Source organism: Actinoplanes rectilineatus (assembly GCF_000962825.1).
GTDB lineage: Bacteria > Actinomycetota > Actinomycetes > Mycobacteriales > Micromonosporaceae > Actinoplanes > Actinoplanes rectilineatus.
This window is the reverse complement of record NZ_JZKF01000029.1, coordinates 52,667-78,524: the sequence shown is the minus strand read 5'-3', so window position 1 is coordinate 78,524 and position 25,858 is coordinate 52,667. Positions and strand designations below refer to the sequence as shown.

Sequence of the window (25,858 nt, the reverse complement as noted above, 5' to 3'; positions counted from 1 at the left end):
TCCTTACGAGATCCGGGCAGGCTGCCGCACGGCACGGTGCGGAGCAGACGGCCGGTGACGCGCCAGGGTCGGCGCAAGGTCATGATTTGTCGCGGAGACGATCAGAAAGAAGGCCACGCATGATCACTGGCTCGGCGAGCGCGAGAAGTCCCGCGGCGCTCGTGCTGACGGCTCGTAGGTCCCGCGCGTAGAGCTCATGGGCAGCGCGGTCGCGGCCAGGCCGAGCCAGCCCACCGGTGCCGCCGCGTACGGCTGGAAGTACGGTGCTGCTCTCGCGCACGATCCACGGGGTCGCACAGGCGGCACCCACGAGCAGGCCGGCGGCGGCCGGCAGGATCGCAACGCCATACGCTGGGCGATCATGGTGTGGTCGGCGAAGGGCCCGCCGCGGGGTGAGTGAAGTGACGACGCAGCCGTGGACGGCCGCGTACGACGGCGACAGCCCCTGGTGGGCAGGGGTGGAACGGCACGTGAGCACTCGGAGCTGCCACATTCACAGCCTCATGTCTGTGGAGGTAAGAGATGACATTCGACCCCCGGGGCGGCAGAACCACGGTCGCCGTCGTCTTCGGCGGTTCCGGCACCGGCTACCAGGACTCCTGCGAATCCGCAGCGAACGTGCTGAACAATCTCGACCGGCAACACTTCGCCTGCCTGCCGGTCTGTGTCACCCCGCAGGGCAGGTGGAACGTCGGACGTGAGGTGTCCGACGCGATCCTGCTCGACGGCACGCTGCTGAGCGATCTCACCGACCAGTGGGCCGTCGAGCAGTTCCACTTGCCCGACGACATCGCGAGGACGGCGGCCGCGCTGGCCACCGTGGATGTCGCCCTGTCCTGCGTACGTGAATGCGACAGCAGGGCCGGCATCCTGCGCGCGATGCTGGAGATCGCCCATGTCGCCCAGGCGGGTTTCAGCGCCACGGCCACGCTGGTCGCCGCGGACCGGGAACGCGTCCGGGAGTACCTGACCGCCGACGGCATCAGCGTGATGCCCGGCACCGTCCTGCACGACGACTGGACGGTGTCTCCCACCGACCGCACCGCCTTGGGCCTGCCCGTCTTCGTCAAACCGTGCCGCGTCCGACGGGGTCCGGGCCTGAGCCTGGTGACCGACTGGGCAGACTTGGCCGACGCGATCGGTCTGGCCCGCACGGTCGACAGCAAGGTACTGGTCGAGGCCGCCACGACCGGGCCGCGGGTCAGCGTGGCGGTGCTTCAGCACGCCGACGGCCGGCTGTCGGCCAGTCCCGCGTTCGAGCCCGGTACCTCCGGTGGCTTCGCGGTCGCTGCTCTGCCGCCCGGCACCCACGAACGGCTGGCGGACCTCGCCTGCGCGGTTTTCCGGTCCCTGGACTGTGCCGGCCTGTTGCACGTCGAGTTCACCCTGCACCACACGCCCGCCGGCATGTTCCCGGCCGTCCTCGAGGTCGACGTGGCCCCCGGCCTGCACCCGACCGCGCCGGTTCCCCGAATGTGGGCCGAGGCCGGTGTCCCGCTCGCCCGCATTCTGGAGACGGTGCTGTCCACTGCTCTGGTCAACCATTCACGTCAGGACTGGGTGAGCCTCTGAACCGCTGAGCAGATCTTCCAGAACCACCCGGTGTGCCGAGAGGGCCGCGGCAATGCTGCCCACGGGCCGTCCAGGTGGGGCTGTGGTCCAGTCGCCGCTGCAGGTCGTTCATGAACGCCGCCACGGCGTGCCGGCCGGCCCACGCGGTGGAGTCCGGCCGGCGGGACCGAGATCAGCGGAGAGCCAGGGCGACGAACTGGGTGACCTCCCGCGGATGGAAGCCGTCGTCACTCACCAGAAGCAGAACCCGCTCACCGGTCGGCAGGAGCGGTCCCCAGGCCATCCCTTCGAGGTTGTCGAGCCACGGCAACGGGAGTTCGTCGAAGTCGATCAGCAGCCGCTTGCGCAGTGCCACCCCGGACACACCGGCGAGCGCGTCGACGTGCAGGACGTCCACCGCCCCGTGCAACGTCACCTCGAAGAGCCACACCTTGAATCCGTGGCCGGGCATGAAGGTACGTTCCAGCACGAGCAACCGGTCCACGGAGCCGGGATAGGCGAGAACCGCCGACACACCGTGGGCGGGGCGGCCCTCGGTGGGCGGCTCGGTGAAGAGCGGCTCCTGCCGGTAGGCATACTGGCCGAGTGTCCGGCCCCGGCGGTTCTGCACGGATATCCGGGACAGCGCCCCGACTTCGGTAGTCGACAGCGGACCGTCCTGGAGCAGTGGCCCTTCGAGAGCGCTGATGAACAGCGCACCCCGGGCCGCGAAGGTGATGGACTCCAGCGAGTAATTGCGCCGTGGCCCGGTCGATTCCCCATGTTCCAGATAGTTCGCGGGTAGCGGGAAGAATCCGCGGTGGCGCCCGTCGGGTGCGGCGATGTGGACGGAACAGGCGGCGATCTCCTCGCCGTCCTCGGTGGCCTCCCCGCGCGTGCCCTCCTGGGACCACCAGTAGTCTCCGGTCCGCGGATCGACGCGGATGTCCTCCGGGTCGATCGAAGCGGCACCGGCGGCCGAGAACGCCGGGAACGGTTGCCCTTCCGGGTCGAGCAACGTGTGAACGCCGGTGATGCGGACCTCACTGGGCCCATGCTCGTCGACATCGATGACAGCCGTGTAGAACCGCGCCGGATGCAGCTCGGAACGATCGTCGCTGATGATCACCCATCGTCCCGACCGGTGGTCGAAGTCTATTCCCGAGAGGCCCCCCACGGTGGTGCCCTCGAACTGCATACGGTGCGGGAGGATCCGTTCTCCCAGGAAACGGATTCCGGCCACGCCGTCACGTTTCTCCGGATCAATTGTTCGCATGCCGCGAAGCTAGGGACGCGGGGTGTCCGAAGTGGAGTTCGTGACGGCTCGCCCCGACGGCTGCGGGGGCGCCCACTCGGCAGTAACGGATTCGCTGGGGTTCGCCGCGATCGAGACGCCGGGCGACATGCGCCGCCGCCACCTGAGCCCGCTCCTCGACGGCCTCGACCCGCCCCGGGCGCAGCCGCTCCCCTGATCCGCTCCGTTTCGGGCGGCTACGCATTCGGTTGCATTCCCGTTACCGGAGGAGATCGACGATCAAAATATCGATCTTCAGGATTGGTACGTCTATAGCGTCGACCCCACTTCAGGCTTCTGACCGATTTGGAGTCTCCGTTGACGCTCTCCTCCCCCGGCAGGTCCGTGCCGGTTCTCCTCGCCGCCGTGACCGCGCTGGCCATGCTCCCACCGGGCCCGGCCGCCGCGACAGAACCGGCGGCCGTCGCCGAAGAACAGGCAGCCGCCGCAAAGGTGCGGGCAGCAGCCGCGACGGGACAGACGGCCGCCGTCAAGGAACAGACGATCACGCTGATCACCGGCGACAAGGTCACCGTCCGGCCCGGCGGCACCACCGTGCAGGGACCGGACGGCGAGCAGATCGGCGCCCGCATCACCACGATCGGCCCGGACACGTACGTCTATCCGGAGAGCGCCCTGCCGTATGTCGGCACCGGGCTGCTCGACAAGCGCCTGTTCAACATCACCCTGTTGACCCGGGACGGGTACACCGACAGGCTGCCGGTCATCCTCGGGTACGAGAACGCCACGCTCGCCAAGCGTTCCGGCGCACTGCCCGACGCCGCCACCGAGGTCCGCGCGCTGCCCAGCATCCACGGCCGGGCGGTGAACACCGACCGTTCCCGGGCCGGGGACTTCTGGACCTCGCTGACCGGGACGGCACCGGCCACCGCCACGGCGAAGGCGAAGGCGACGACGGGCGCCACCTTCACCAACGGCATCACCAAGGTCTGGCTGGACGGCAAGGTCCACACCACTCTCGCCGACAGCGTCGCCCAGATCGGCGCCCCCGAAGTCTGGGCCGGTGGCAACACCGGTGACGGCGTCGACGTCGCCGTCCTGGACACCGGCATCGACCCGGAACACCCCGACTTCGCCGGCCAGATCGAGTCGGCCGTCAGCTTCGTACCCGGGGAGGAGGTCGCCGACGGGAACGGCCACGGCACGCATGTCGCGTCCACCATCGCCGGCACCGGCGCCGCCGCCGGTGGCGTCGAGAAGGGCGTCGCGCCCGGCGCCGACCTGCAGATCGGCAAGGTCCTCGACAACAGCGGCTCCGGCCAGGACTCGTGGATCGTGGCCGGCATGGAGTGGGCCGCCCGCGACCGCAAGGCCAAGGTCGTCAGCATGAGCCTGGGCGGTGACCCGACCGACGGCACCGACCCGATGAGCGTGGCCGTCAACGAGCTCAGCGCCGAGACCGGCGCCCTGTTCGTGATCGCGGCCGGCAACAGCGGACCGTTCGAGCAGACCGTCGGGTCGCCGGGCGCCGCCGACGCCGCCCTGACCGTCGGCGCGGTCGACGGCGACGACGAACTCGCCTCGTTCTCCAGCCGCGGCCCGCGGGTGGCCGACGGCGGGCTCAAGCCGGAGATCACCGCGCCCGGCGTGGACATCGTGGCCGCCGCCTCGCACTACACCGGCATGGGCGACGACAAGTACCGGACGATGAGCGGCACCTCGATGGCCACCCCGCACGTGGCCGGGGCCGCCGCGCTGCTCGCCGCCCAACACCCCGCCTGGACCGGTACGCAACTCAAGGACGCCCTGGTCAGCACGGCCAAGGAGACCCCGGACTACGACGCCTACACCGGTGGCAGTGGACGCCTCGACGTCGCCGCGACCACGAAGGCCACCGTGTTCGCGAGCGCGTCGGCATACCTGGGCATCCACCCTCTCGAGGACGAGCCGACCGGCAGCACCGAGAAACCGATCACCTACACGAACCTGGGGGCGGCCGACGTCACCCTGGCGTTGAAGATCGACGCTCCGGGCGTACCCGAAGACCTGGTCTCTCTGTCGTCGCCCAGCGTGACCGTCCCGGCGGGAGGGACCACGACGGTGACCCTCAGTGCCGACCTGGACGGGCTGGCGGCGAAGGGCCGCTGGACCGGAAGTGTCGTCGCCACCAACGCGGCCGGCACCCGGCTGGCCGACACCATCATCGGGATCAGCACCGAGAACTCGCCGAAGCACCTGGTCATCGCGCCGACCGACCGCAGCGGCAAGCCGATGCCCGCCGACATCAACCTGATCCGGGAGGGCGACGAGCCCGGCACCTACTACAACATCGTCACCCTCGACGGCAGCCCGGTCGACCTGCTGCTGCCGGAGGGTAAGTACTCGGTGTGGACGTGGGGTGCGGTCGAGGGCAGCCACGGCCCGAACTCCCGCGGCATGGCCCTGCTGACCGAACCCGACCTGGTGGTCGACGGCAACACCACGCTGGAGATGACGGCCAGCACCACCCGGGAGATCCAGGCGATCACGCCGAAGCCGTCCGCGACCGCCGAGCTGCGCCTCGACTACCACCGCGAGCTGGGCGACTCCGCGTCGGCGACCGACTCCTACCTGCTCCCCCGCTACTACGACAGCATCTGGACCACGCCCGGTGTGACGGCCGACGACGGCGACATGTCGATCACCGCCCGCTGGCGCAAGATCCAGCCGACGCTCGCCGTCGACGACTTCGACGACCTGCTCGTGCTGCCCGGCACCACCCTGCCCGCCGAGGGCACCCGGCGGATCGAGGCCGTGTTCGCCGGCACCGGAACAGCAGCCGAGTTGGCGGCCGCCAAGGCCAAGAACAAGATCGCCGTGGTACGCCAGAACGACCTCGACGAGCAGGTGGCGGCAGCCGAGGCGGCCGGTGTGGCACTGCTGCTGGTCGTGACCAGCGAGACCGGTCGCTGGGAGGACGCGACCAGCCGGACCCCGCTCGCCGCGGCCGCGCTCACCAAGGACGGCGGCGAGAAACTGATCACCCGGCTCGGCAAGGGGCGGGTCACGCTGACCGTCACCGCCCACCCGACGACCGACTACCTGTACGACCTGGTCCGCTACTGGCCGTCCGGCGTACCGAAGTCACTCGTCTACCGGCCGGCCGAGCGTGACCTGGCCCGCGTCGACGTCGACTTCCAGAACACCTCGGACCGGGCACTGCAGGAACGCCGCTACGACACCAACCCGGACACGACGTTCAAGGTGGGCACCACGCTGCCGATGCTGGCCGACCGGTTCCGCACCGACTGGCTGACCCCCGGCGACGACATCCGCTGGTCGGCCGAGATGAACGACATGCAGACCTCCCAGCGCAGCGGCAGCACCACCTACCGGGCAGGCAGCCGGACCAGCGAGAAGTGGCTGGCCGCCATCGTCCGCCCGCGGATCACCGACGCCGGCACGCTCCCCCGCCGCGACGGCGACCGGATCGTGGTCGAGGTCCCCGGCTGGGGCGACTCGGGCGCGAACCACGCCGGCGACACCGTCCCGGAGGGCGGCGGCCAGACGGTGACCCTCAGCCAGGGCGACACGGTGATCGAGAACAACGGGTGGGGCTGGATCGACAGCAACCGGAACCTGAACCCGGCCCGGCTGCCCTACCGGCTGAGCACCACGACCACCGGAACGCTGCCCACGCGTACCGACTGGGACTTCATGTCCGGGGAGGGCACTGCCCGGCTGCCGCTGATCCAGCTGGACTACCTGGTCGACACCGACCTGGCCGACAAGGCGTCCCGGACGGCCGGCATCACCGTCGTACCGTCCCACCTGGCCGGCGCCCCGAGCAGTTCCACCATCACCACGGTGACGCTGGACGTGTCCTACGACGACGGCGCCCACTGGACGAAGGTGAAGCTGACCAGGACGAAGGCCGGATGGACGGGCGGACTGCGGGCCCCGAGGAGCGCACAGACGGTGACACTGCGGACCGCCGCGAAGGACACCGGCGGCAACCGGGTCGAACAGACCATCACCCGGGCCTTCGGTCTGAAGTGACATCGCGGGGCCGCCCCACCCTCGTCGACCAAGATCGATAGGCTCTGCCGTTGTGAAGATGGCATTCGATCCGAACCGGTCCACGCCCCCGACGGACGGCTACCGCTGGGCCCGGGCAAGCGGCGGTCACATCCCGCCCGGCGCGGTCCCGCACGGTTACGAACAGGACGGAACCCCGCTCTGGGTCTGCCGGGCCCACATGTACGGCGGGCTGCACCCCGGCAAGGTCCGGCCCGCCCTGGGCATGGCCGGCATCGCCTGGGACGGCGAAGAGCTGGGCGTCCCCGACTACGAGGTGCTGATGGACCGCGGCGTGTGGGGCATCGCCCACGGGGGTGAGGTGCCCGCGGACGCGTACCAGGTGGGCTGGGAGAGCAGCGGCGAACCGCTGTACACGGCCCGCGCGGCGGTCGACGGCAGCAACCTGCAGCTCGGCAAGCTGCGGCGCGAGTTCGGCGCGGCCAACATCGGCTACGGCGACAGCGAGCACAAGATTCACGCGTACGAGGTGCTGCTCCACCCCGCACCCCGGTACTGAAACGGCCGCCCCGGCGATCGAGGTCTCCACGGACCCGGACGCCGGGGCGCCGCTACGCTGGGGCGGTCCGATGCTGGTCACCTGGTTGTGGGAGCACATGTCCTACCTGCGGATCGACTCCTCTCTCCGGGACGACTCCCCACTCCGGGACGACGCCTCTCTCCGGCCCGGCGGTTCTCTCCGGAACGACTCCTCGCTCCGGGCCGGCGGCTTTCTCCGGATCGGCGGCGTCGATCTCTACTCGGAGATCGCCGGAGACGGTGATCCCGTGCTCCTGCTGCACGGCGGTTTCTGCTCGCTGGAGTCACTGCGTGCCCAGTCCGACGCGCTCGTGACGGACCACCGGGTCCACGCCTTCGAACGGCCCGGTCACGGCCGGTCGGCCGACATCACCGAGGAATACGGGTACGCCCGGATGGTCGCCGACACCCTGACCTACCTCGACGCCGTGGGCCTCGAGTCGGCGCACGTCGTAGGCTACAGCGACGGCGCGATCATCGGGCTGCTGCTCGCCCTCGACCACCCGGCCCGGGTCCGCTCCCTGACCATGATCAGCGGCAACCTGGACCCGTCGGCGTTCACCGACGCCGCCGGGGCACTCGGCGAACTCACCACGACGGCGGAGCCCGGCCCGGACATGGAACGCCTGCACTACGAACGCCTGTCGCCGGACGGGCCGGAGCATGCTGACCGCGTACTCGAGAAGCTCTTCCGCCTCTGGAACACCGAACCGCACATCGACCCGCAAGAGCTGGCCCGCATCACCGCGCCGGTGCTGGTGATGTCCGGCGACCGGGACACCATCCGCCCCGGCCACAGCCTGCTGATCGCCAGGTCGATCCCCGGCGCGCAGCTGTGTGTCGTGCCGGGCACCAGCCACAACCTCGTCGCCGAACGTCCCGCCGTGATCAGCATGATCATCCGCGACTTCCTCGCCGCTCACCACAGCGCCCCTGCCGGCGGTTGACAGTCGACCCGTCCCGCCAACACACCTCGTCCCGCCGCCACCACACCTCGTCCCGCGGCGTCCCGCCTCCCGCCGCCGATCGTGGCGCACTGACCCCCGCCGGGGGTGGCTGACGCACCACGATCGTTGCTGGGCCGCCCGCCAGCAGTCCCCCGTCCGGGTGTTTCAGCAGGTCGAGGGACGGGCACCTCATCAGCAGCGAGCTGGGAGGTAAGTTGTGACGACAAATGCGGCGCATGGCGGCGGGCCGGCCGGATCACCCTCGACGGGCGATCTGGTGAACCAGGCAGCAGCGCAGATCTCCACACTGGTACGCGACGAACTCGCCCTGGCCAAGCTGGAACTGGCCGAGAAGGGCAGACGAGCAGGCGTCGGCGGTGGCCTGGTCGGCGGAGCCGCGGTCCTGGGCTGGTTCGGCCTGGGCCTGCTGGTGACCCTGGCCGTGGTATTGCTGGACCTGGCGTGGCCGCTGTGGCTGTCCATCCTGGTCGTCATGGTGGTGGTGTTCGCCGCCGCAGCGGTCGCCGCGTTCCTCGGCCGGCAGAAGCTGACCGCCGCCGTCCCGCCGACCCCGACCGACGCCGTCGCCGGCGTGCAGGCCGACGTGCGCACCGTCCGGGACGCGGCGAAGCAGGGACGGCACGCATGAGCAAGGCTGCCAAACTCGCGTACAAGCCGGTCGGTCTGCTCCTCGGTGCGGGCGCCGGCCTGGCCGCAGGCCTGATCTTCAAACAGATCTGGAAGGTCGCCGGCCACGACGACGACGCGCCGCACGCGACCGACCCCGACCGCGGCTGGGGCGAGATCCTGCTCGCCGCCGGCATGCAGGGCGCCATCTTCGCCATCGTCAAGGCCGCCGTCGACCGGGCCGGCGCGGTGGGCGTCCACCGGGCCACCGGCGAGTGGCCCGACTGACCAGTTCCCGCCGCGTACCCCCACGGTCAACACCAAGTGGGGGTACGCCCGGAGCACCGTCCCCTCCGCACGGCTGAACCGGTCGCCGGCGGACCTGGCCGAAGGCTGACGCATCGCCGGGCTGATCGATACCCTCCGGCGGTGACCATCGAGGATGCCGAGGAGCTGCTGTCGCGGCCCTTTCCCCGCGAGCTGCCGGACGTCGGCGACTGGCTGGAGGGCGCAGCGCAGAGCGGGGCCAACGCACACTTCGTTCCCCTCGCGGTGTTCGCGAGCCTGCACGACACGCCCGCCGACTACGACGACACCGCATGGCCGCAGCACGTGGAGGCCTTCCGCCGGTTCGAGCAGCAGCGGCAGGAGATCGTGGTGGCGCTGACCGCCCGGTGGGGACCGCCCCGGCAATACTCGTTCCGCACGGCATTCGAACGGGTCGTGGCCGGCGACGACAGCGTCTCGAGCCTGGAATTCGACCTCGCCATGTTCGCCGGCGACCAACCGGTACCGGCCTGGCCGCACGGCGATCGCGTTGTCGCGCTGCTCCTCGGCCAGATGGACAAGGAATTCCCGATCGTCCTGACCGTCGCCGCCATCAGCGCGGATGTCAGCGGGCTTGCTGCCGTGTGAGGCACGAACGACGAAGCCATCTGGCTTTTTGCGACAGTTCGTCGCAATGTTTACGACAGGTTGTCGCATAGAGAAGGGTGGCGTAGTGGCAAAGCAGGCAATGAGCGCGGGTGCGGGCAAGCTGGTCGTCGTGACCGGGGCCTCCACGGGCATGGGGGCGGCGGCCGCCCGCGAACTGGCCCGCCGGGGATTCCACGTCCTGGCCGGCGTGCGACGGGACAGCGACGGTGACGCCATCCGGGCGGCCGGCGTCGAACCCGTCATCCTCGACATCACCGAGCCGGAGCACGTGGCCGCGCTCGCCGCCCGGATCGCCGCCGACACCCGTGCGGTGCACGCGCTTGTCAACAACGCCGGCATCCAGGTGAACGGGCCGGTCGAAGCGCTGCCGATGGAGCAGTGGCGATGGGTGTTCGAGGTCAACCTGTTCGGCCACATCGCCGTCACCCAGGCGCTCCTGCCGGCACTGTTGCGCAGCAGGGGCCGCGTGATCAACATCAGCTCGATCGGTGGCCGGGCCGCCATGGCGACCTACGGTGCGTACGCCGGCGCGAAGTTCGCCCTGGAGGCGGTCAGCGACTCGTTGCGCCGGGAGGTCGCGCCGCTGGGCGTCGACGTCATCGTGGTCGAGCCCGGCGGCGTCCGCACCGAGATGGCCGCCCGCGGGGTCGCCACGGCGAACGACCTGGCCGCGCGGATGACACCGGAGCAGGCCGAACGCTACGACGGTTTGGTCCGGGCGAACAACGCCCTGATGTCCTCGGGCACCGCATCGGGCCTGACCGCCGAGGCCGCCGCCCGCGTCGTCGTGAAGGCCGTGACGACCCGCAGGCCACGGTCCCGCTACACCGCCGGACGGGACGCTGCCATGATCATCCCGCTGACCCGGATACTGTCCGACCGCACGCTCGACCGTATTCTCGCCGCCAACCTGCGCCGCCACTACCCGAAGCAAGCCGCCGCGTAGCGAAGAAAGGGAGTGAGAATGCCGCGTATCCGGGGAGTCAACCTCGAGGAGCACCACGAGCTGGTGTGGGCCGACCTCGCCGAGGCGATACGGCAGCTGCTGCTCGAACGCGACTACGAGTCGATCAACATGGGCCACATCGCCGCCCGGGCCGGGCTCGCGCGCAACACCCTGTACAACTACGCGACCGACAAGAGCGCCCTGATCCTTGCGCTGACCGAGCGGCGGGGCCGGCCCACGGTCGAGCGCGTGACCGGCATCGCCGCGCGGGACGCGGAACCGGCGGCACAGCGCATGCTGAAGATCATCCAGGTGGTCCTGGAGGCGTTCCGGGACCCCGCCATGCAGTTGATGTTCCGCCCGGGCTCCCACATGCCCACCGCCGGGGCGCCGAAAGGACCGGGCAATCCGTTCCACGCCGTCGTGGTCGAGGTGGAGCATGTTGTACGCGACGGAGTGGCCCGCGGCGAATTCCGCGACGTCGGCGACCCGCACCTCACCGTGGAGCTGCTGTCCGGTGTCATGCGCGCCGGCGCGGAGCGCATCGGCCGTGACCCGGCCGCCTTCGACGCGACGGTCCGGGCAGTCCAAGAGATGATCTTCGCTGCCCTGACCACTCAAGCCTAGACACGTTCCGTGGTCAGGGTGCGAAGCCCGTCCGCGTGGTGACTTCGGGCGCGCTGGACGCCCGAAGTCACCACACCGGTGGGGGTGTGGTGAATACGGGCGCGCTCCACGCCACAAATCACCACACCCGCCGCGGTGTGGTGAATACGGGCGCGCTCCACGCCACAAGTCACCACGCGGACCCCGATGACGAAACGTGGCTAGAACGAGGTGATGCGGGCGTCCCGGAAGGTCACCGTGGGGGTGCCGTCGGGGTCGAAGCCCATCGCGCCGAACGTGACCCGTCCGGCGTCCGGGGCGTCCAGGCCCTCCTTCTCGAGGTCGACGTTCAGGGCGTTCTTGTCGTCGAGGGAGATGGTGGCTCCGGCACCGATCATGATGATCTGGAGGCGGTGTTCGCCAGGGGTTCCGAACTGTATCTGGGACGCTCCCACGGTGCCGGTGTCGACCCAGGAGTCCTGGATGTATTCGCCGTCGATCTGCCGGCCCAGGTGGATGATCTCGGGGCAGACGTAGAGGGCGTAGCCGTCGCCGGCGGCGTCACGGCGGAAGTAGGCCGTGGCGCACACGTTGTCGCCGATGTCGACCGTCACCTCGATCATCACGTCGGTGAAGGACCTGGCCGGTCCGGTGCAGGCCACCTCGTTGCGGGCCCGCACGAGCAGGCCGTCGTCGAAGCGGCAGCCCGCGGTGCCGGTGCCGGATTCCTTCCAGGACTTGCGGGCGGTCAGCGGGTCGACGATGTCGGCTATCTCGTCGGCGGTCACGGGCCAGCCTTCGCCGCTGTCGTCGCCCGCGTCGCCGACCACCGCCGGCGACGCCACGGGCGACGACACGGGCGACGACACGGGCGACGCCGCGGGCGACGACGCAGCGGACGAGGACTGCTGGGCGAGGGTCGTCCCGGCCCAGGCGCCGGCCAGCCCGAGCACCAGAACCACCGCGACGGACCCCGCCACCAGACCCCGCCGACGGCCTTTTCGCAAGGCGGACGTCGGCAGCACCGTGGTCCGCTGGGCCGCCTCGGAGGCGAGACGCACGTCCACGGGCAACGGCGCCTCGGTGTCCGTGCCCGTGGTCAGCAACAGGTTGAGCAGTTCCGGCGCGGTCGGGCGGCGGCCCGGGTCCTTGTCCAGCGCGCGCTCGACGATGCCGGCCAGCCGGGGCGGCAGGCCCTCCAGCGACGGCGGCTGGGTGAGGATCCGGCCGGCGATGGCGACCGGGGTGTCGGCGTCGAACGGGCTGCGGCCGGTTGCCGCGTACGCGATCAGCGCCCCCCAGGCGAAGATGTCCGCCGCCGGTGTGGGCCGCTGGCCGGTGTCCGGGTCGAAACGCTCCGGTGACATGTACGCCAGGGTGCCCACGACCTCCTGCGTGCCGGTGAGGTCGGTGGCGGCGTCGACGCCCTTCGCGATCCCGAAGTCGATCACTTTCGGCGAGCCGTACGCGAACATCACGTTGGCCGGTTTCAGGTCACGGTGGACGATGCCGGTGCGGTGGATGGCGACCAGTGCGGACGCCACTCCGACGGCGACGCTGTGCAGGCTGCCGCCCCGCAGTGGGCCGTTGCCGCGGACCACGTCGGCGAGGCTGGGCCCGTCGACGTATTCGACCACCAGGTACGGGGTGTCGTGTTCCGGGTCGGCGTCGAGGACTTCCGCGGTGCAGAAAGACGGGACTTCGCGGGCTTTCGCCACCTCGCTGCGGAACCGGGCCCGGAACTGTTCCTGCCGCGCGTACTCCGCCTTGATGACTTTGATCGCGGCCTGTCGCCCGTCGCCGTCGCGGCCGAGGAAGACCGCGCCCATGCCGCCTTCGCCGAGGCGGGCGACGAGCTGGTAACGGCCCAGGAACCGCGGGTCGTCCGGGCGCAGGGGTGTGGGCACGCGGACACTCTAGGCGGTGATCCGGACGTCCCGGAAGGTCACCTCCCCGGACCATGCGACGTCCTGAACCTCCGATGTACGCACCGCGCCGAAGGTGACCCGGCCCCCGCCGCTCGCCGGCAGGGTGCCGCGTACCGCCTCCGTGCCGTCCACGGACACGACGGCCACGTCGCCGGTCACGTGGATGTCGATGAGGTTGTCGCCGGTGGCCGGGCGCAGCGGCTGCTCGGCGACATCGTCCTCCCCGGACGTCAGGGCGACCGTGGTGGGACAGACGCGGACACCGTCGGCGGCCCGGAACCGCACGATCGCGCAGACGTCCGCGCTCAGCAGCGCCTGCACCTGGATGTGCTGGTCGCCGGCGAGCACCGGGCCGGTGCCGGGCTTGCAGATCACGGTCGCCGCGTCGACGGTCCGGACCAGCAGCCCGTTGTGGAACCGGCAGCCCTTCTCACTGTCTCCGGAGGCGACCCAGGTCCCCTGTTCCTGCAGCGAGTCCTCGACGACCAACGAGGCGCTGGGCCGCGGTGGGGTTGGCGACGCGGCGTCGGACGCACCGAGCCGCAGGCCCACGCCGGCACCGACCGCGGCGAGGACCGTGAGGGTCGCGAGCACCGCCACCAGCCGGCCGGGACGCCGCCGTGGCCTGCGCGACGCCGCCTTCGCCGCCCGGGTCACCGCGATCGGCATGGTCGCCTCCGCACCGGGATCGGCGCCGAGCAGCATGTCGAGCAGTTCCGGAGCGCTCGGGCGCTGCCGCGGATCCTTCGCGAGGGTCCGTTCGACGATCTCTTTCAGCGGGTACGCGAGACCGTCCAACCGTGGCTGCTGGGTGAGGATGCGGGCCAGCGTGACGGCCGGGGTGTCGCCCGCGAACGGGGTGGTGCCGGTCGCCGCGTACGCGATCAGGGTCCCCCACGCGAAGATGTCGACGGCTTCGGTCAGTTCCCGGCCGTATTCGGGGGAGAGGCGTTCCGGGGCCATGTAGGCGAGGGTGCCGACCACCGTGGACGTGCGGGTGTGGTGGCTCGTCGGGTCGACGGCCTTCGCGATGCCGAAGTCGATCACCTTCGGGGAGCCGAACGCGAACAGCACGTTCGCCGGTTTCAGGTCGCGGTGCATGATCCCGGCGCTGTGGATGGCGACGAGCGCGGACGCCACGCCCACCGCGGCGCTGTGCAGGTTGCCGCCGGTCAGCGGCCCCTGCCGGCGGACGAGGTCGGCGAGGCTGGGCCCGTCCACGTATTCGACCACCATGTACGGCGGGTCGTGGTCGGGGTCGGCGTCGAGGACCTCGGCGGTGCAGAACGCGGGGACCTCGCGGGCCCGGCTCACCTCGCTGCGGAACCGTCCCCGGAACTCCCGGTCGCCGGCGTGCTCCGGCTTGATGATTTTGACGGCGACGAGGCGGCCGCCCGGGTCGCGGGCGAGGAGGACGGCACCCATGCCGCCCTCGCCGAGGCGTCCCACCATCTCGTACTTGCCGAGCGACCGCGGATCCCCGGGGTGCAGCGGTGAACTCACGCCGCGCACCCTACCGGTCGGGCCGGGCGCGCGGTCGGGGCCCGGTCAGCAGCCGGGCCGCCATGACCGCCACGGCCGCCGGCAGCTGCCACGGCGAGAACGGCAGGGCCAGCTGGATCAGGGCCGCCGCCAGCAGCAGGTCCAGGGCGGTGCCGAGCGCTACCCGTACCCGGCGGGTGATCAGCAGGGTCACCGTGCCGGACACCAGACCGGCCAGGACACAGACCATTGCGGCGTACGCCAGGACGGTGGTCACCGCCGTGCCCGTTCGTCGTCGTGATCCAGTTCGGCCCGCTCCTGCTTGATCTCGCGGTCGAGGAAGAAGTTGAGCGCGGTCCGGATCGCCGCGACCGCCGCCAGTTCGGCGATCTCCCGCAGCGTCGGTGCGATCGCGGTCCGCAGGATGTCCGAGGCCAGCTGGAACTCCAGGCCCAGCGCGAGGAACCGGCCCAGGCCCAGGCGCACCGGCACGAAGCTCGCGGCCCGGCGGTCGCGCAGCCCGACGACGACGAACCGTCCGAAGGCGATCATCGCCCCGACGAAGATGATCAGCGCACCGGCGACCTCGACCACCCGGACCAGCATGTCCACGGCCTGCGACAGCCACGGCTCCCCGAAGATCTCATCCATGTCGCGGGGACTGCCCGTTCGCGGCGGTGGTCAAGCCTGCCCGCGCGGGTTCAGCCGGTGGACGCCGGGAACGCGTCGGAGCCCAGCACGGTGAGCAGGGCGAGTTTGTCGTAGCTGTCGGTGCCGGGGGTGGCGGTGAAGATCAGCAGCGATTGGCCCTGGTCCGGGTCGAGCAGCGTCTGGCAGAACAGGTCGAGGCGCCCGACCTCGGGGTGGACGAACCGTTTGGCGTTGCTCCAGCGCAGGCCCACCTCCTGGCGGTCCCACAGCGCGGCGAACTCGGGGCTGAGCCGCCGCAGGTCGGTCACGAGCGCCGCGGCGGGCGAGCCGGCGCCCTGCGCGGCGCTGATCGCCCGGGCGATCGACACGTACACCCGGCTGTTCTCCGGGTGGTCGTCGGCCAGGTACCGGGACCGGGAGGCCGGGTCGGTGAACCAGCGGTAGAGGGCGCTGCGGTCCCGGCCGGCGTACCGGGTCTCGTCGCCGAGCAGCGCCACCGCCGGGGGTGTCTGCCGCAGCGTCTCGCCGAGCGGGCCGATGACCTGCGCCGGGGTGTCCTGCAGCCGGTCCAGGACGCGCAGCAGACCCGGGCTGATGTGCGCGTCGCCGAGGGTCCGCGACGGCAGCCGGTGCCCGCACAGCAGGAACAGGTGGTCCCGTTCGTCCGGGGTCAGCCGCAGCCCCCGGGCGATGGCCGCGGCCATCTGCGGCGACGGCTGGGATCCGCTGCCGCGTTCCAGCCGGGCCAGGTAGTCGGCCGACATGTCGCACAGCTCGGCGACCTCCTCCCGGCGCAGACCGGTCGTGCGCCGGCGCGGGCCGCGGCGCAACCCGACGTCCTCGGGTTGCAGGGCCTCACGGCGGCCACGCAGGAACGCGGCCAGTGCGGTGTTCGTCATCGGCTTCCCCTCTCCCACCCCATCGTCCGGCAGGCGTACGCCGTTATCCACGCCCTGTCGTTCAGTGGCTGAGCTGGTCCTTCATCCGCCCGCCCACCGGAGCGTCCACTGGTGGGCACCCCGACCGAAGGAACCCGCCGTGAAGAACTGGACCGCCGACCGCCTGCCCATCCTGACCGGTACCACCGTGGTGATCACCGGTGCGACCGGGGGCATCGGCCTGATCACCGCCCGCGAACTGGCCCGCGCCGGCGCCACCGTCGTGCTGGCCGCCCGTGACGTCGACAAGGCGCACCGGGCGATCGCGAGCCTGCCGGGTGACGTCACCGTCCGCCGGCTCGACGTCGCCGATCTGGATTCGGTGCGCGCGTTCGCGGACGCGTACCCCGGAAGGATCGATGTTCTGATCAACAACGCCGGGGTGATGGACATCCCGGCGGCGCGCACCCCGCAGGGCCTCGACGTGCAGACCGCGACGAACTACTTCGGGCCGTTCCTGCTGACCACCCTGCTGCTGCCGCGGATCACCGGCCGGGTGGTGACCGTCGGCAGCCAGCTGCACCGCTTCGGCAGGCTCGACCTCGACGACCTGGACTGGCGCACCCGTAGGTACAACGGGCTGGCCGTCTACGAGGCGTCGAAACTCGCCGTCGTCCTGTTCTCCCTGGAGTTGCAGCGCCGCCTCGACGAGGCCGGCAGCACCGTCCGCTCGATCGTCGCGCACCCCGGCATCGCCCGGACCGGCCTGGTCGCCCACTCCCCCCTCGGGTTCATCAACCGGGTGCCGTTCCTGGTCCAGGACGCCGAGCACGGCGCGCTTCCGCTGTTGTACGCGGCCACCCAGGACGTGCCCGGAAACGCCTACGTCGGGCCGGACGGGCTGTTCGGCTTCACCGGGTACCCGCTGGTCCGCAAGCCCAGCCGGGCCGCCCAGGACCCGGCCGTCGCCCGCCGGCTGTGGCAGGCGACCGCCGCGCTCACCGGAGCCTGACCCGGTTCACCGCACGGCGTTGAGCCGCTCGTCCTTCTCGCGCCGCAGCACCTCGTCCGCGTCCACGTCGACCCGGGCCATCGCGGCACGCAGGATGGGCGGCCCCATCAGCGACGTCACGATCGCGATGAGCACGATCACGGTGTACATCGCGGTGCTCAGGATGCCTAGCCGGACCCCGACCATCGCCACGACGACCTCGACCACGCCGCGCGCGTTCATGCCAGCGCCCAGAGCCAGGGACTCCCAGCGGTTGAGACGGCTGAACCGGGCCCCGACGAACGCCCCGGCGAACTTGCCGACGATCGCGATCGCCAGCAGGATCACCCCGGCCAGCAGCACCTGCGGATCGGCGAGGGCGGCGAGGTTCATCCGCAGGCCGGCGACCGCGAAGAAGATCGGCGCCAGCACGGCGGTGACGACCGCCCGCAGCGAGGCCATCCGGGTGAGCACCTCGGTGCCCGCCGACGCCACCAGCATGCCGGCGACGAGAGCACCGAAGATCGCCTCCAGGCCGAGCAGGTTGGTGACCGCGCTGAACGACAGGATGATCACGACGGCGGCACTGACGGTCACCCCCGCCGACTCCGAGCGCAGGGTGCGGCGCAGCAGGAACCGGACGGCGAGCCGGCCGGGCAGCGCGGCGAAGGTGATGAACAGCAGCAGGGACAGCACCGCCCGGGTCACGCCCGCCCCGGTCAGGCCGACCGTCGCCATCGCCGTCACCAGGGACAGCCCCAGCCAGCCCAGGACGTCGTCGATGGTGCCGCTCATCAGGATCAGCTGACCGATGTTGCGGTGCAGCAGGTTCATGTCCATCAGGGTCTTCGCGATGACGGGGATCGCGCTGACACACATCGCGACGCCGAGGAACAGGGCGAAGATCGTCCGGTCGGTGCCCTCGGTGATCAGCGCGGCGGGCAGCAGCAGGCCCGCGCCGATGCCCAGGCCCAGCGGGATCAGCAGGCCGGGCAGGCTCACCCCGGCCGCGGTCGCCGCCCGCCGCCGGACCAGGGCCATGTCCAGCTGCATGCCGGTGATGCCGACGAACAGCACCACACCGAACTGGCTGACGGCGTCCAGCAGGTGCGCCTGCCCGGGCTGCTGCGGGAAGAGCCAGCCGGCGGCGCCCGGGGCGAGCCAGAAGAACAGCGACGGTCCCGCGATCACCCCCGCGGTCAGCTCACCGACGATGGCGGGCAGTCCCAGCCGGGTCGCGAGCCGCCCGAGCAGCAGCGCCAGGCCGAGCAGGACGGCGATCTGGAGGAGCAGCAGGGTCAGGGCGGTGCCGCCCAGCGGCGGCAACGGAGTCTCGGCGTGCACGGGCACCTGCCTGTCCGGGTCGTGGTGGCGAACAGATCCGCGGGCCGGCCACGGTTCCATTCATGACTACCATTCCCCGGACGGCCGTTTCGGCCGTCCAACCAGGCAGAATTACATCGACGGAATGCGATATATAAATGGCCACCGCACGGGGCGGCAGGCACTGGTTCGTATCGCATTTCCGTCGATGCAGTTGGACGCGGCGGTCACGCCTGACGGGAGGCAAGCTCCACGACGGTGATGTCGGACGGGGCGCCGACCCGGACCGGCGGGCCCCAGGCGCCCGCGCCGCGGCTGACGTACAACTGCGTGTCGCCGTACGCCTCGAGCCCCGCGTTGGTGGGGTTGGCCGCCGCGGCGATGTAGTTGCCCGGCCACAGCTGACCGCCGTGGGTGTGCCCGGACAGTTGCAGGTCGACGCCGTGCGTGACCGCGTCGTGGATGACCACCGGCTGGTGGGCCAGCAGCACCAGCGCGCGCGACGGATCCCGGTCGTCGAGGGCCGCCGCGAAGTCCGGGCCACCGCCGTCGGACTCGCCGGCCACGTCGTCGACCCCGGCCAGGTCCAGGTACGGCAGCTCGGCCCGGGTGTTCCGCAGCGGCTGCATGCCCAGTTCACGGACCTTGGCCACCCACGGCTCGACGCCGGAGTGGTACTCGTGGTTGCCGGTGACGAAGAACGTCCCCAGCCGGGACTGCAGTCCGCGCAGCGGCTCGACGGAACCGGCCAGCGTCTCGACGTCACCGTCGATCAGGTCGCCGACCACGGCGATCAGGTCCGGTTGGGTGCCGTTGATCGTGTCGACGACCCGCCGGCAGAACCCGGCGCCGAGCACCGGGCCGAGGTGGACGTCGCTGACGACGGCGATCCGCAGGCCGTGGGCGGCTCGGGGCAGGCGGGCGAGCGGGACGGTCAGGCGTTTGACGGACGGGCCGTTCAGTACTCCGTAGGTGCCTGCTCCGACGGTACCGACGGCGACGGCCGCTGCCGCTCCCCCGACGACGCGCGACACGAACACCCGCCGCGACAACACCGGCGGCGCAGGCGGGGTTGCAGACGGGATCCCAAGCGGGGTCTCGGGCACGGTCGCAGACGGGATCGCGGACGGGGTCTCGGGCAGGGTCGCAAGCGGGGTCTCGGGCGGAGTCGTGGGCTGCGCCCCGGCCGGCGGCGTGGCCTCCGTCTCCGCATGCGGCCCGGTCGAAGCCACGGCCACCGGTGCCGGCGCCACGGCCGCCGGTGTCGGTGACGACGCGGGCCGGGTCGTCGCGCGGCGTTCCAACCACCAGGTCAGCAGGGGACGGATCACCTCGCCGGCCAGCACCGCGAGGAACAGGTAGAGGAACAGTGCCAGCCACAGGTAGCCGGGCCAGGCGAGCACTCGCTTGACCAGCAGCGGAACGGCGAGCTGCTCACCCATCAGGGCACCGACGGCGAGAAGCGGCCCGGCGGCGAACAGTGCCGTGCCGGCCCGGCGCAGCCCCGATCCGGCGGGGGTCGTGTCGCGGATGAGGCGGCGCCACAGATACCAGTGGCCCGACCCGAGCACAGCCAGCGCCACGAGGGCCAGCAGAAGAACGATGATCACCGGTACGAGGGTAGGCGCGCCGTCGTTCCGGAACCTCCCCCGGTCCGCCCCCGGGAAGTGACACCGTCCGTTCTTCACCTGGGGGCCGTCAGTCGCCGGCGCCGCAGGCTTCCGTCTCGGCGACCTTGTGCAACAGCTGCGCGAGCTGATCGCGCTCGGTGGCGGAGAGCGCGGCGAACAGGTCGTCGTCGGCGCCGGTCAGCGCGGTGCCGACCGCGTCGAGAGCCTCGGTGCCTTTGCCGGTGATGGTGACGATGTGCCGGCGGCGGTCGGCCGGATCGCGGTCTCGCGACGCCAGGCCCAGGCTCTCCAGCTCGTTGAGGACGGCGACCAGGGCGCTCGGGTCGACGCCGAGCAGCTCGATCAGCGCCTGCTGGCCGACCGGGCCGCCGGCGAGGTGCGTGAGCGTGAAGTGTGACCGCTGGGTCAGCCCGTGGCCGGCGAGGGCGTTGCGGACCCGGCCGCCGGCGACCGCACCGCGGCCGGCGAGGAGCACGCCCAACTCGGTCGTTGTCATGGGACTCATGATACCAACGGCCGGATTGTTGGCCGCGAGCAATCGTTGTAAGCTTCCAACGATTCGAGCGAACAGATCATTGGAGTAATCATGTCCATCGCTTACACCGTCGTCGCCGTCGTCTACGGACTGGCCAACGTCGCCTCGGCCACCGCGAAGATCCGCGGCGTGGAGCGGGTCGCCGGGATTCTCAGCGCGGTCGGCGTGCCCACCTCGTGGTTCCTGCCCCTGGGGTTGCTGCAGGTCGCGGGTGCACTCGGACTGTGGGGCGGGATCGCGTGGCGCCCGCTGGGGATAGCCGCGGCGACCGGCCTGGTGCTGTACTTCGGCGGCGCGGTCGTCGCCCACCTGCGGGTCCGCGACTACCAGGGCATGCCGATGGCGGCCGTGCTCGGTGCCCTCGCCGCGCTCACCCTCGGGCTGGCCGTCGCCTCAGCATGACGCGCCCGTGCCCTTCTCATACCGGCGCGCACCAGGAAACCCGTATCCTCCGCCGGGGCGGGCCGGGTCGGGGAGCCAGCCGGGCCGGGGAGCCGGCGGTGCGATCGATCAACCGCAACGTGATCGAGCATGCACCGGCGGCGCCCCTTCGACGGCTTACCCTCCGACGGCTTTACTCCGCCGACGCCGACGCCGACGCCGACGCGGACACGGACGGCGAACTGCTCGGCGGCGGGCCGCCCGGAGCGCCGCCGCCGGTCTCCTCCTCGTTCTCCGGGTCGACGGTGATCGTCAGCGTGGCGACGTAACCGCTGGTCACATCGCCGGTGACGGTCGCCATCTGGTGCTCGGCGGAATCCTCCCCGAAGACGTTGTCCGTCTCCAGGGTGATCTGCTCCATGTTCGACACGCTCAGCTCGTAGCCGTCGGCCTCCGCGTACACCGTGTCGGAGACGTCCTCGGGCAGCGCGATCTGCGACGTCTTGCGGATCGGGCCGGCACCGCTGGTCGCGTCGTCGAGGCTGGCGTACACCTCGAAGTGGATGTGCGGCCAGCGCCCCAGATAGCAGGCAGGGAAGATGCTGGTGAAGGTCACCGTGCCGGTGTCGTCGGTGACCTGGATACCGCGCAGGTAGTTCTCGTCGGTCACCCCGTCCGAATACAGCGAGTACAGGCCCTCCCGGTCACAGTGCCAGGCGTAGACAGCCGCCCCGACCAGGGGATTGCACTCCAGGTCCTGCACGACCAGGGAGAATTCCAGGGGTACGCCTTCGGCCACCGTCGACGAGTCGCCGTAGGACGACCGGATGTCCCGCCGCACGATCCCGTCCTCGATCCGCACGTCCGGCCCGTTCGACCCGTCACCCGGGTAGGGCCCGGCCGTCTCGGACGCCACCTCTTCGAGACAGGTCGCGTCCTCGGTGGCGGCCGACGCGTCGCCGCCGACGACAGCCCGGCCGATGAACGCCAGCGCGCCGGCCCCGCCGACCGCCGCCAGTAGGCCCCGCCGGGTCAGTGCCTTCCGGTCGAACCGCAACCCCTTGTCGTGGACTTCCCGGACGTACTCCGCATTGCTCTGTTCTTCGCGCATTGTTACCTCCAGTTCCGGACCGTTCTCCGATTCCGGAACATGAAAGCCAATCGATCTATGAATGCGGTAGGAACGCCCTGTGGGCACCTGTGGCTATCGGCGGCCGCCGAATCGCCAGCGGTGCGCCTCGACGGTGGTGTAGCGGCTTCGGGTCAGGACGGCGGCGGCCTCTTCCGGACTGGGGGCGGCCAGCAGCACCGCCGTCCCCAGCCAGGTCGCGCCGTCGTCGGAGAGCAGCGGCCCGTACGCGATGAGATCCTTCGGATCCGACGGCACGGCGAGGTCGGCGGGCTCACCGGAACCGAGGCCCAGGACCAGGTAGCGGTCGCCGCCGTCGGCCTCGCCGGGGAAGTCCCACATGGTCCGGCCGAGCGTGTTGCGCCACCGCCGCAGCAGCACGTCCCGGTAGACCCCGGCCTGATAGTTGGGCTCGTCGAAGGCGAACGCGCGGGCCGCCGCGGCGTCCGGGAGGTCGACGATGTGGACGCTGCCGGTGGGGGTGTCGTCCGACGCCAGGGTGGGCCCGCGGGCGATCAGCGCATCGGTGAAGCCGTCCATGTAGGCCCAGTGTGCCTCCCCCAGTTCGTAACGCAACGCCAGGGAGCCGGGCCGGTCGCGGTGATAGCACAGGAACTCCATGCCCGTCAGCTTTCCATCCGACCGCGATCGCGTTCGGACTCCAGGCCGGCCAGCAGGACACGCAGGCCGGTTTCGAAGGTCTGCGCGGGTGCGGCGTCGTAGGCGGTGGCCGCGGTGTCGAGGCGGGCCCGCAGACGGGGGAAGCGCTGGGCGATCGCGGTCGCCGCAGCGACGGCACCGGCGATCTCCTCCTCGGCGTCGCGGCCGCTGCGGGTCAGCCGGCGGGTCAGGGTGGTGGTTGCGGCGGCGCCGAGGACGTTGCCGAGGACGAAGGTGAACATCATGCCGGCGGCCTGGTCGGCGGCGGCGCCGGTGAATCCGCCCGCCTCGAACACGGCGAGGCTGTTGTCGTCGTACCGCGCCTTGCCCTCGCCGTAGAACAGGTGGGTACCGAACGCCTGGACCAGCCACGGGTGCCTGCTGAACATGGCGTGCAGGTCGGTGGCCATCGCGGTGGCGGCGGCCCGCCAGCCGGTCCCCTCCGGGTCGGGTGGCGCGATCTCGGTCCAGACCCGGTCGCCGGCGAGGGTCACCAGGTCGTCCTTGTTCTTGACGTGCCAGTAGACGGCGGTGGGTGCCACGCCGAGCCGCTGGCCCAGGGCCCGCATGTTCAGGCCGTCCAGGCCTTCGGCGTCGAGCAGGTCGACGGCGCTCTGGATGATCTGGTCCCGGCTGAGGGCGTCACGTGGCATGCCAGCGATTGTACTTAGTTCAGGAAATCCCTTGAACTAAGTACAGGAGCGCCCTACGGTCGTCCTGTACTTAGTTCAAGACGAACCGTTGAGGAGCCCCGTGCCGACACTCGCCGCCATCCTGCAACTGCTCATCGCCGTCGCCTTCGTCAGCATCCCCGTGGTACGCCACCGCTACGGCACCACCGCCGCGGCCGCCGCCGAGGCCGAACTCGCCCGTCAGAGGGTGCCCGGCACGGTCCTGGCCGACAACGGCATCAGCTTCGACGCCTCCGGCCACGAGACGGCGGCCCCCGCCGGCGTCGCCGCGGTCATGGTCACCTTGGCCGCGCTCAACCTGGCCGGCAACCCCTGGGGCGAGACGCTCGGCTGGGTGTTCATGCCGCTCGTCCTGCTCGGCAACGGGCTGATCGTGTGGAGCAACCTGACCGCCGCCGACTCGGTGCGGGCCGCCTTCCGGCGCAAGGGCGACCCGGTGCTGCTGCGCGTCGACGTGCCCGCGCTGCTCAAGGCCGCCGAGAGCGGCTTCCCGGCCTGGGTGCGGATCCAGCAGTACGTCCGCAACACCGTCGTCTTCGCCGGGGCCGCCCTCGTCCTGGCCGTCACCGCCCTCGCCTGAGCCCGGCGTCAGCCCAGACGGACCGCGCCCCGGTGGCCGCCCTCGTCGATCGCGGCCATCGCGTCCAGGTCGGCGGCGGCGATCGGCAGCAGGTGCCCGTCGACCCAGCTCTCGCCGATCCCCGGAGTGACGAACGGGTCCTCGGTGACCACCGTGTCGCCGGCCGTGCCGTGGCAGAGCAGCCAGTGCGGCACCGCCACCCCGTGCAGGGCGTCGGCGGTGATCAGCAGCAGCACGTCCGTTCCGGCCCGGGTCAGGCGGGTAACCTCGTCGATCGGCAGCCGCCGGGACTCGACCGGCACACCGGCCTCCGCCGCCTCGTCGCGAGAGCGCCTCTGCAGCCGGGCCCGCCACTGCTGATCCCGTTCGGTCAGATGGCCGAGCATCACCGGCTGGTCGGTGTCCAGGTCGATGTGCACCGGGACGTGCGGGCGGGCCCGCCGGACCGCGACGCCCAGGCCGACCGGCTCGCAGGCCATGAAGTTGGTGGCGGCACGCCAGAAGTCGACCTCGGCGTCCGGGCCGAACGCGGCGGCGTCGAGGTCACCGGCCCGCATCGCCGCGGTCAGCGCGGTCACCGCCCCGCAGCTGAAGTCGAGCGTCTGCCGGTAGTAGCGGGACTCCCGAACCGACGGTTCGGCGAGCCAGCGTACATAGGAGACGCCCGGTTCGGCGCTGCCCGGCCCGGACGGCAGCGGCGGCAGCATCGCGGTGAACCCGGTGGCCGGACCGGCCGTCCAGCCCTCCCACTTGATCTGCACCATTCCGGACCGGCGGGCATACGCCACGACCTCGTCACACACCGGCGGCACCACACCAACGACATCCACGATCTTGAGGTACGCCGTGCGTGGGCGTGCCGTGACCAGCGCCGCACCGGTCCACGTGCCGTCGGCGTCGACGGTCACCACCAGGCGCGGATCGTGGTAGCCACGGTCCGGTCCGGTCCACCGCCGGAGCACCTCCGGTGGCGCCAGCCGGACGAGGTCCGCCGGGACTGCTGAACGGTCGAAGGGCGTGATCATTCGAGCATTGTCGCCGAGCGGTCACAGCCGTGACCTTCGGCCCGTGTCCGGCCGGGACGGTCCGGCGAGAATGGGGCCTCGTCCCCTACCGACCCCGGGAGAACCCATGCAGTCGACAGCGCTCACCGACCTGGCCACCCGGCTCCTCGACGAGGCCCGCACCGCGCACAGCGGGCGCAGCGCGCACACCCTGCACGGCAGCCACGAGCACCACCTGCGGCAGACCGTGATCGCCCTCGCCGCCGGCCGGCACCTCGCCGAGCACAACAGCCCCGGCGAGTCGACGCTGCAGGTGCTCACCGGCCGGGTCACCGTCAAGAGTGCGACGCAGTCCTGGACCGGCGGCACCGGCGACCACGTCATCGTCACCCGGGAACGACACGAGCTCCTCGCCGACGAGGACTCCGCCGTGCTGCTGACCGTCGTCGTGCCCCGCGGCTGAGACAGCCGCCCTACTGAGACAGACGCCCCACGGAGACCGGCTCGCGACTGGGGCGGCTGCGCGACT

The 25,858-nt window shown here is 71.2% G+C and carries 27 protein-coding genes; 14 read left to right on the top strand and 13 right to left on the bottom strand.

Annotated features, from left to right (window positions below; genetic code table 11):
• Positions 1–522 precede the first annotated feature (522 nt).
• Positions 523–1,572 (top strand): D-alanine--D-alanine ligase family protein, encoded by a 1,050-nt coding sequence (locus WH85_RS22485; protein WP_045743930.1) that lies wholly within the window; start codon positions 523–525, stop codon positions 1,570–1,572.
• A gap of 172 nt (positions 1,573–1,744) precedes the next feature.
• Here WH85_RS22485 and WH85_RS22480 read toward each other — a convergent pair whose 3' ends face one another.
• Positions 1,745–2,827 carry an esterase-like activity of phytase family protein gene (locus WH85_RS22480; RefSeq protein WP_045743929.1) on the bottom strand — a complete coding sequence of 361 codons (1,083 nt, stop codon included), beginning with the start codon at positions 2,825–2,827 and terminating at the stop codon, positions 1,745–1,747.
• 22 nt (positions 2,828–2,849) lie between these two features.
• On the opposite strand from WH85_RS22480, the gene WH85_RS50640 reads away from it, so the two are divergent.
• From WH85_RS50640 to WH85_RS22440, 9 genes are all read left to right on the top strand, one after another.
• Positions 2,850–3,023, top strand: coding sequence for a hypothetical protein (locus WH85_RS50640; RefSeq protein WP_157411164.1), 174 nt, complete (start codon positions 2,850–2,852; stop codon positions 3,021–3,023).
• Positions 3,024–3,163: 140 nt separating this feature from the next.
• On the top strand, positions 3,164–6,844 hold the full coding sequence (locus WH85_RS22475) for a S8 family serine peptidase (protein ID WP_245674048.1): 3,681 nt from the start codon (positions 3,164–3,166) through the stop codon (positions 6,842–6,844).
• Between the two features lie 58 nt (positions 6,845–6,902).
• Positions 6,903–7,382 (top strand): DUF3421 domain-containing protein, encoded by a 480-nt coding sequence (locus WH85_RS22470; RefSeq protein WP_157411163.1) that lies wholly within the window; start codon positions 6,903–6,905, stop codon positions 7,380–7,382.
• Between the two features lie 70 nt (positions 7,383–7,452).
• Positions 7,453–8,349 (top strand): alpha/beta fold hydrolase, encoded by an 897-nt coding sequence (locus tag WH85_RS22465; protein ID WP_245674047.1) that lies wholly within the window; start codon positions 7,453–7,455, stop codon positions 8,347–8,349.
• Positions 8,350–8,626: 277 nt separating this feature from the next.
• Positions 8,627–8,998: a phage holin family protein gene (locus tag WH85_RS22460; protein ID WP_245674046.1), complete on the top strand. Its 372-nt coding sequence runs from the start codon at positions 8,627–8,629 to the stop codon at positions 8,996–8,998.
• Positions 8,995–9,264, top strand: a complete 270-nt coding sequence (locus WH85_RS22455; RefSeq protein ID WP_045743926.1) for a DUF4235 domain-containing protein — start codon at positions 8,995–8,997, stop codon at positions 9,262–9,264. Before WH85_RS22460 ends, WH85_RS22455 begins: the two co-directional genes overlap by 4 nt.
• Before the next feature lie 141 nt (positions 9,265–9,405).
• Entirely contained in the window at positions 9,406–9,891 is a 486-nt protein-coding gene (locus WH85_RS22450) for a hypothetical protein (protein ID WP_045743925.1), read from the top strand.
• Between the two features lie 85 nt (positions 9,892–9,976).
• Complete coding sequence (locus tag WH85_RS22445) at positions 9,977–10,858, top strand: SDR family NAD(P)-dependent oxidoreductase (protein ID WP_211275426.1); 882 nt, start codon at positions 9,977–9,979, stop codon at positions 10,856–10,858.
• An 18-nt stretch (positions 10,859–10,876) separates the two neighbouring features.
• Positions 10,877–11,485, top strand: a complete 609-nt coding sequence (locus tag WH85_RS22440; protein ID WP_045743923.1) for a TetR/AcrR family transcriptional regulator — start codon at positions 10,877–10,879, stop codon at positions 11,483–11,485.
• A gap of 200 nt (positions 11,486–11,685) precedes the next feature.
• Here WH85_RS22440 and WH85_RS47245 read toward each other — a convergent pair whose 3' ends face one another.
• From WH85_RS47245 to WH85_RS22415, 5 genes are read right to left on the bottom strand one after another with little or no spacing between them, the layout of a single operon-like run.
• On the bottom strand, positions 11,686–13,371 hold the full coding sequence (locus WH85_RS47245; protein WP_052720676.1) for a serine/threonine-protein kinase: 1,686 nt from the start codon (positions 13,369–13,371) through the stop codon (positions 11,686–11,688).
• Positions 13,372–13,380: 9 nt separating this feature from the next.
• Complete coding sequence (locus tag WH85_RS22430) at positions 13,381–14,895, bottom strand: serine/threonine-protein kinase (protein WP_045743967.1); 1,515 nt, start codon at positions 14,893–14,895, stop codon at positions 13,381–13,383.
• A gap of 10 nt (positions 14,896–14,905) precedes the next feature.
• A complete protein-coding gene (locus WH85_RS22425; protein ID WP_045743922.1) occupies positions 14,906–15,151 on the bottom strand; it encodes a hypothetical protein in 246 nt (81 codons plus the stop codon).
• A complete protein-coding gene (locus tag WH85_RS22420) occupies positions 15,148–15,525 on the bottom strand; it encodes a DUF1622 domain-containing protein (protein ID WP_045743921.1) in 378 nt (125 codons plus the stop codon). The genes WH85_RS22425 and WH85_RS22420 overlap by 4 nt, the downstream gene beginning before the upstream one ends.
• A 50-nt stretch (positions 15,526–15,575) precedes the next feature.
• Complete coding sequence (locus tag WH85_RS22415) at positions 15,576–16,424, bottom strand: helix-turn-helix transcriptional regulator (protein WP_045743920.1); 849 nt, start codon at positions 16,422–16,424, stop codon at positions 15,576–15,578.
• Positions 16,425–16,563: 139 nt separating this feature from the next.
• Here WH85_RS22415 and WH85_RS22410 point away from each other — a divergent pair, with 139 nt between their 5' ends.
• The gene (locus WH85_RS22410) at positions 16,564–17,415 is read left to right on the top strand and encodes an SDR family NAD(P)-dependent oxidoreductase (protein ID WP_045743919.1); all 852 of its coding nucleotides are present in this window, start codon (positions 16,564–16,566) and stop codon (positions 17,413–17,415) included.
• 6 nt (positions 17,416–17,421) lie between these two features.
• On the opposite strand, the gene WH85_RS22405 is transcribed toward WH85_RS22410, so the two are convergent.
• The 3 genes from WH85_RS22405 to WH85_RS22395 all read right to left on the bottom strand — a co-directional run bounded on the left by WH85_RS22405 (position 17,422) and on the right by WH85_RS22395 (position 20,844).
• Positions 17,422–18,738, bottom strand: coding sequence for a cation:proton antiporter (locus tag WH85_RS22405; RefSeq protein WP_045743966.1), 1,317 nt, complete (start codon positions 18,736–18,738; stop codon positions 17,422–17,424).
• Positions 18,739–18,944: 206 nt separating this feature from the next.
• The gene (locus WH85_RS22400; RefSeq protein ID WP_045743918.1) at positions 18,945–20,327 is read right to left on the bottom strand and encodes a metallophosphoesterase; all 1,383 of its coding nucleotides are present in this window, start codon (positions 20,325–20,327) and stop codon (positions 18,945–18,947) included.
• Between the two features lie 88 nt (positions 20,328–20,415).
• Positions 20,416–20,844, bottom strand: coding sequence for a MarR family winged helix-turn-helix transcriptional regulator (locus WH85_RS22395; protein WP_052720672.1), 429 nt, complete (start codon positions 20,842–20,844; stop codon positions 20,416–20,418).
• A 90-nt stretch (positions 20,845–20,934) separates the two neighbouring features.
• On the opposite strand from WH85_RS22395, the gene WH85_RS22390 reads away from it, so the two are divergent.
• Positions 20,935–21,285, top strand: a complete 351-nt coding sequence (locus WH85_RS22390) for a DoxX family protein (RefSeq protein ID WP_045743917.1) — start codon at positions 20,935–20,937, stop codon at positions 21,283–21,285.
• Positions 21,286–21,457: 172 nt separating this feature from the next.
• On the opposite strand, the gene WH85_RS22385 is transcribed toward WH85_RS22390, so the two are convergent.
• The 3 genes from WH85_RS22385 to WH85_RS22375 all read right to left on the bottom strand — a co-directional run bounded on the left by WH85_RS22385 (position 21,458) and on the right by WH85_RS22375 (position 23,706).
• The gene (locus WH85_RS22385) at positions 21,458–22,375 is read right to left on the bottom strand and encodes a dioxygenase family protein (RefSeq protein ID WP_045743916.1); all 918 of its coding nucleotides are present in this window, start codon (positions 22,373–22,375) and stop codon (positions 21,458–21,460) included.
• Between the two features lie 93 nt (positions 22,376–22,468).
• Positions 22,469–23,014 carry a YciI family protein gene (locus tag WH85_RS22380; protein WP_045743915.1) on the bottom strand — a complete coding sequence of 182 codons (546 nt, stop codon included), beginning with the start codon at positions 23,012–23,014 and terminating at the stop codon, positions 22,469–22,471.
• Between the two features lie 5 nt (positions 23,015–23,019).
• The gene (locus WH85_RS22375; protein WP_045743914.1) at positions 23,020–23,706 is read right to left on the bottom strand and encodes a TetR/AcrR family transcriptional regulator; all 687 of its coding nucleotides are present in this window, start codon (positions 23,704–23,706) and stop codon (positions 23,020–23,022) included.
• A 100-nt stretch (positions 23,707–23,806) separates the two neighbouring features.
• On the opposite strand from WH85_RS22375, the gene WH85_RS22370 reads away from it, so the two are divergent.
• A complete protein-coding gene (locus tag WH85_RS22370) occupies positions 23,807–24,325 on the top strand; it encodes a hypothetical protein (protein ID WP_045743913.1) in 519 nt (172 codons plus the stop codon).
• 8 nt (positions 24,326–24,333) lie between these two features.
• On the opposite strand, the gene WH85_RS22365 is transcribed toward WH85_RS22370, so the two are convergent.
• Positions 24,334–25,350, bottom strand: coding sequence for a peptidase C39 family protein (locus tag WH85_RS22365; protein WP_045743912.1), 1,017 nt, complete (start codon positions 25,348–25,350; stop codon positions 24,334–24,336).
• Between the two features lie 106 nt (positions 25,351–25,456).
• Here WH85_RS22365 and WH85_RS22360 point away from each other — a divergent pair, with 106 nt between their 5' ends.
• Complete coding sequence (locus tag WH85_RS22360) at positions 25,457–25,792, top strand: cupin domain-containing protein (protein WP_045743911.1); 336 nt, start codon at positions 25,457–25,459, stop codon at positions 25,790–25,792.
• Positions 25,793–25,858: the final 66 nt, after the last annotated feature.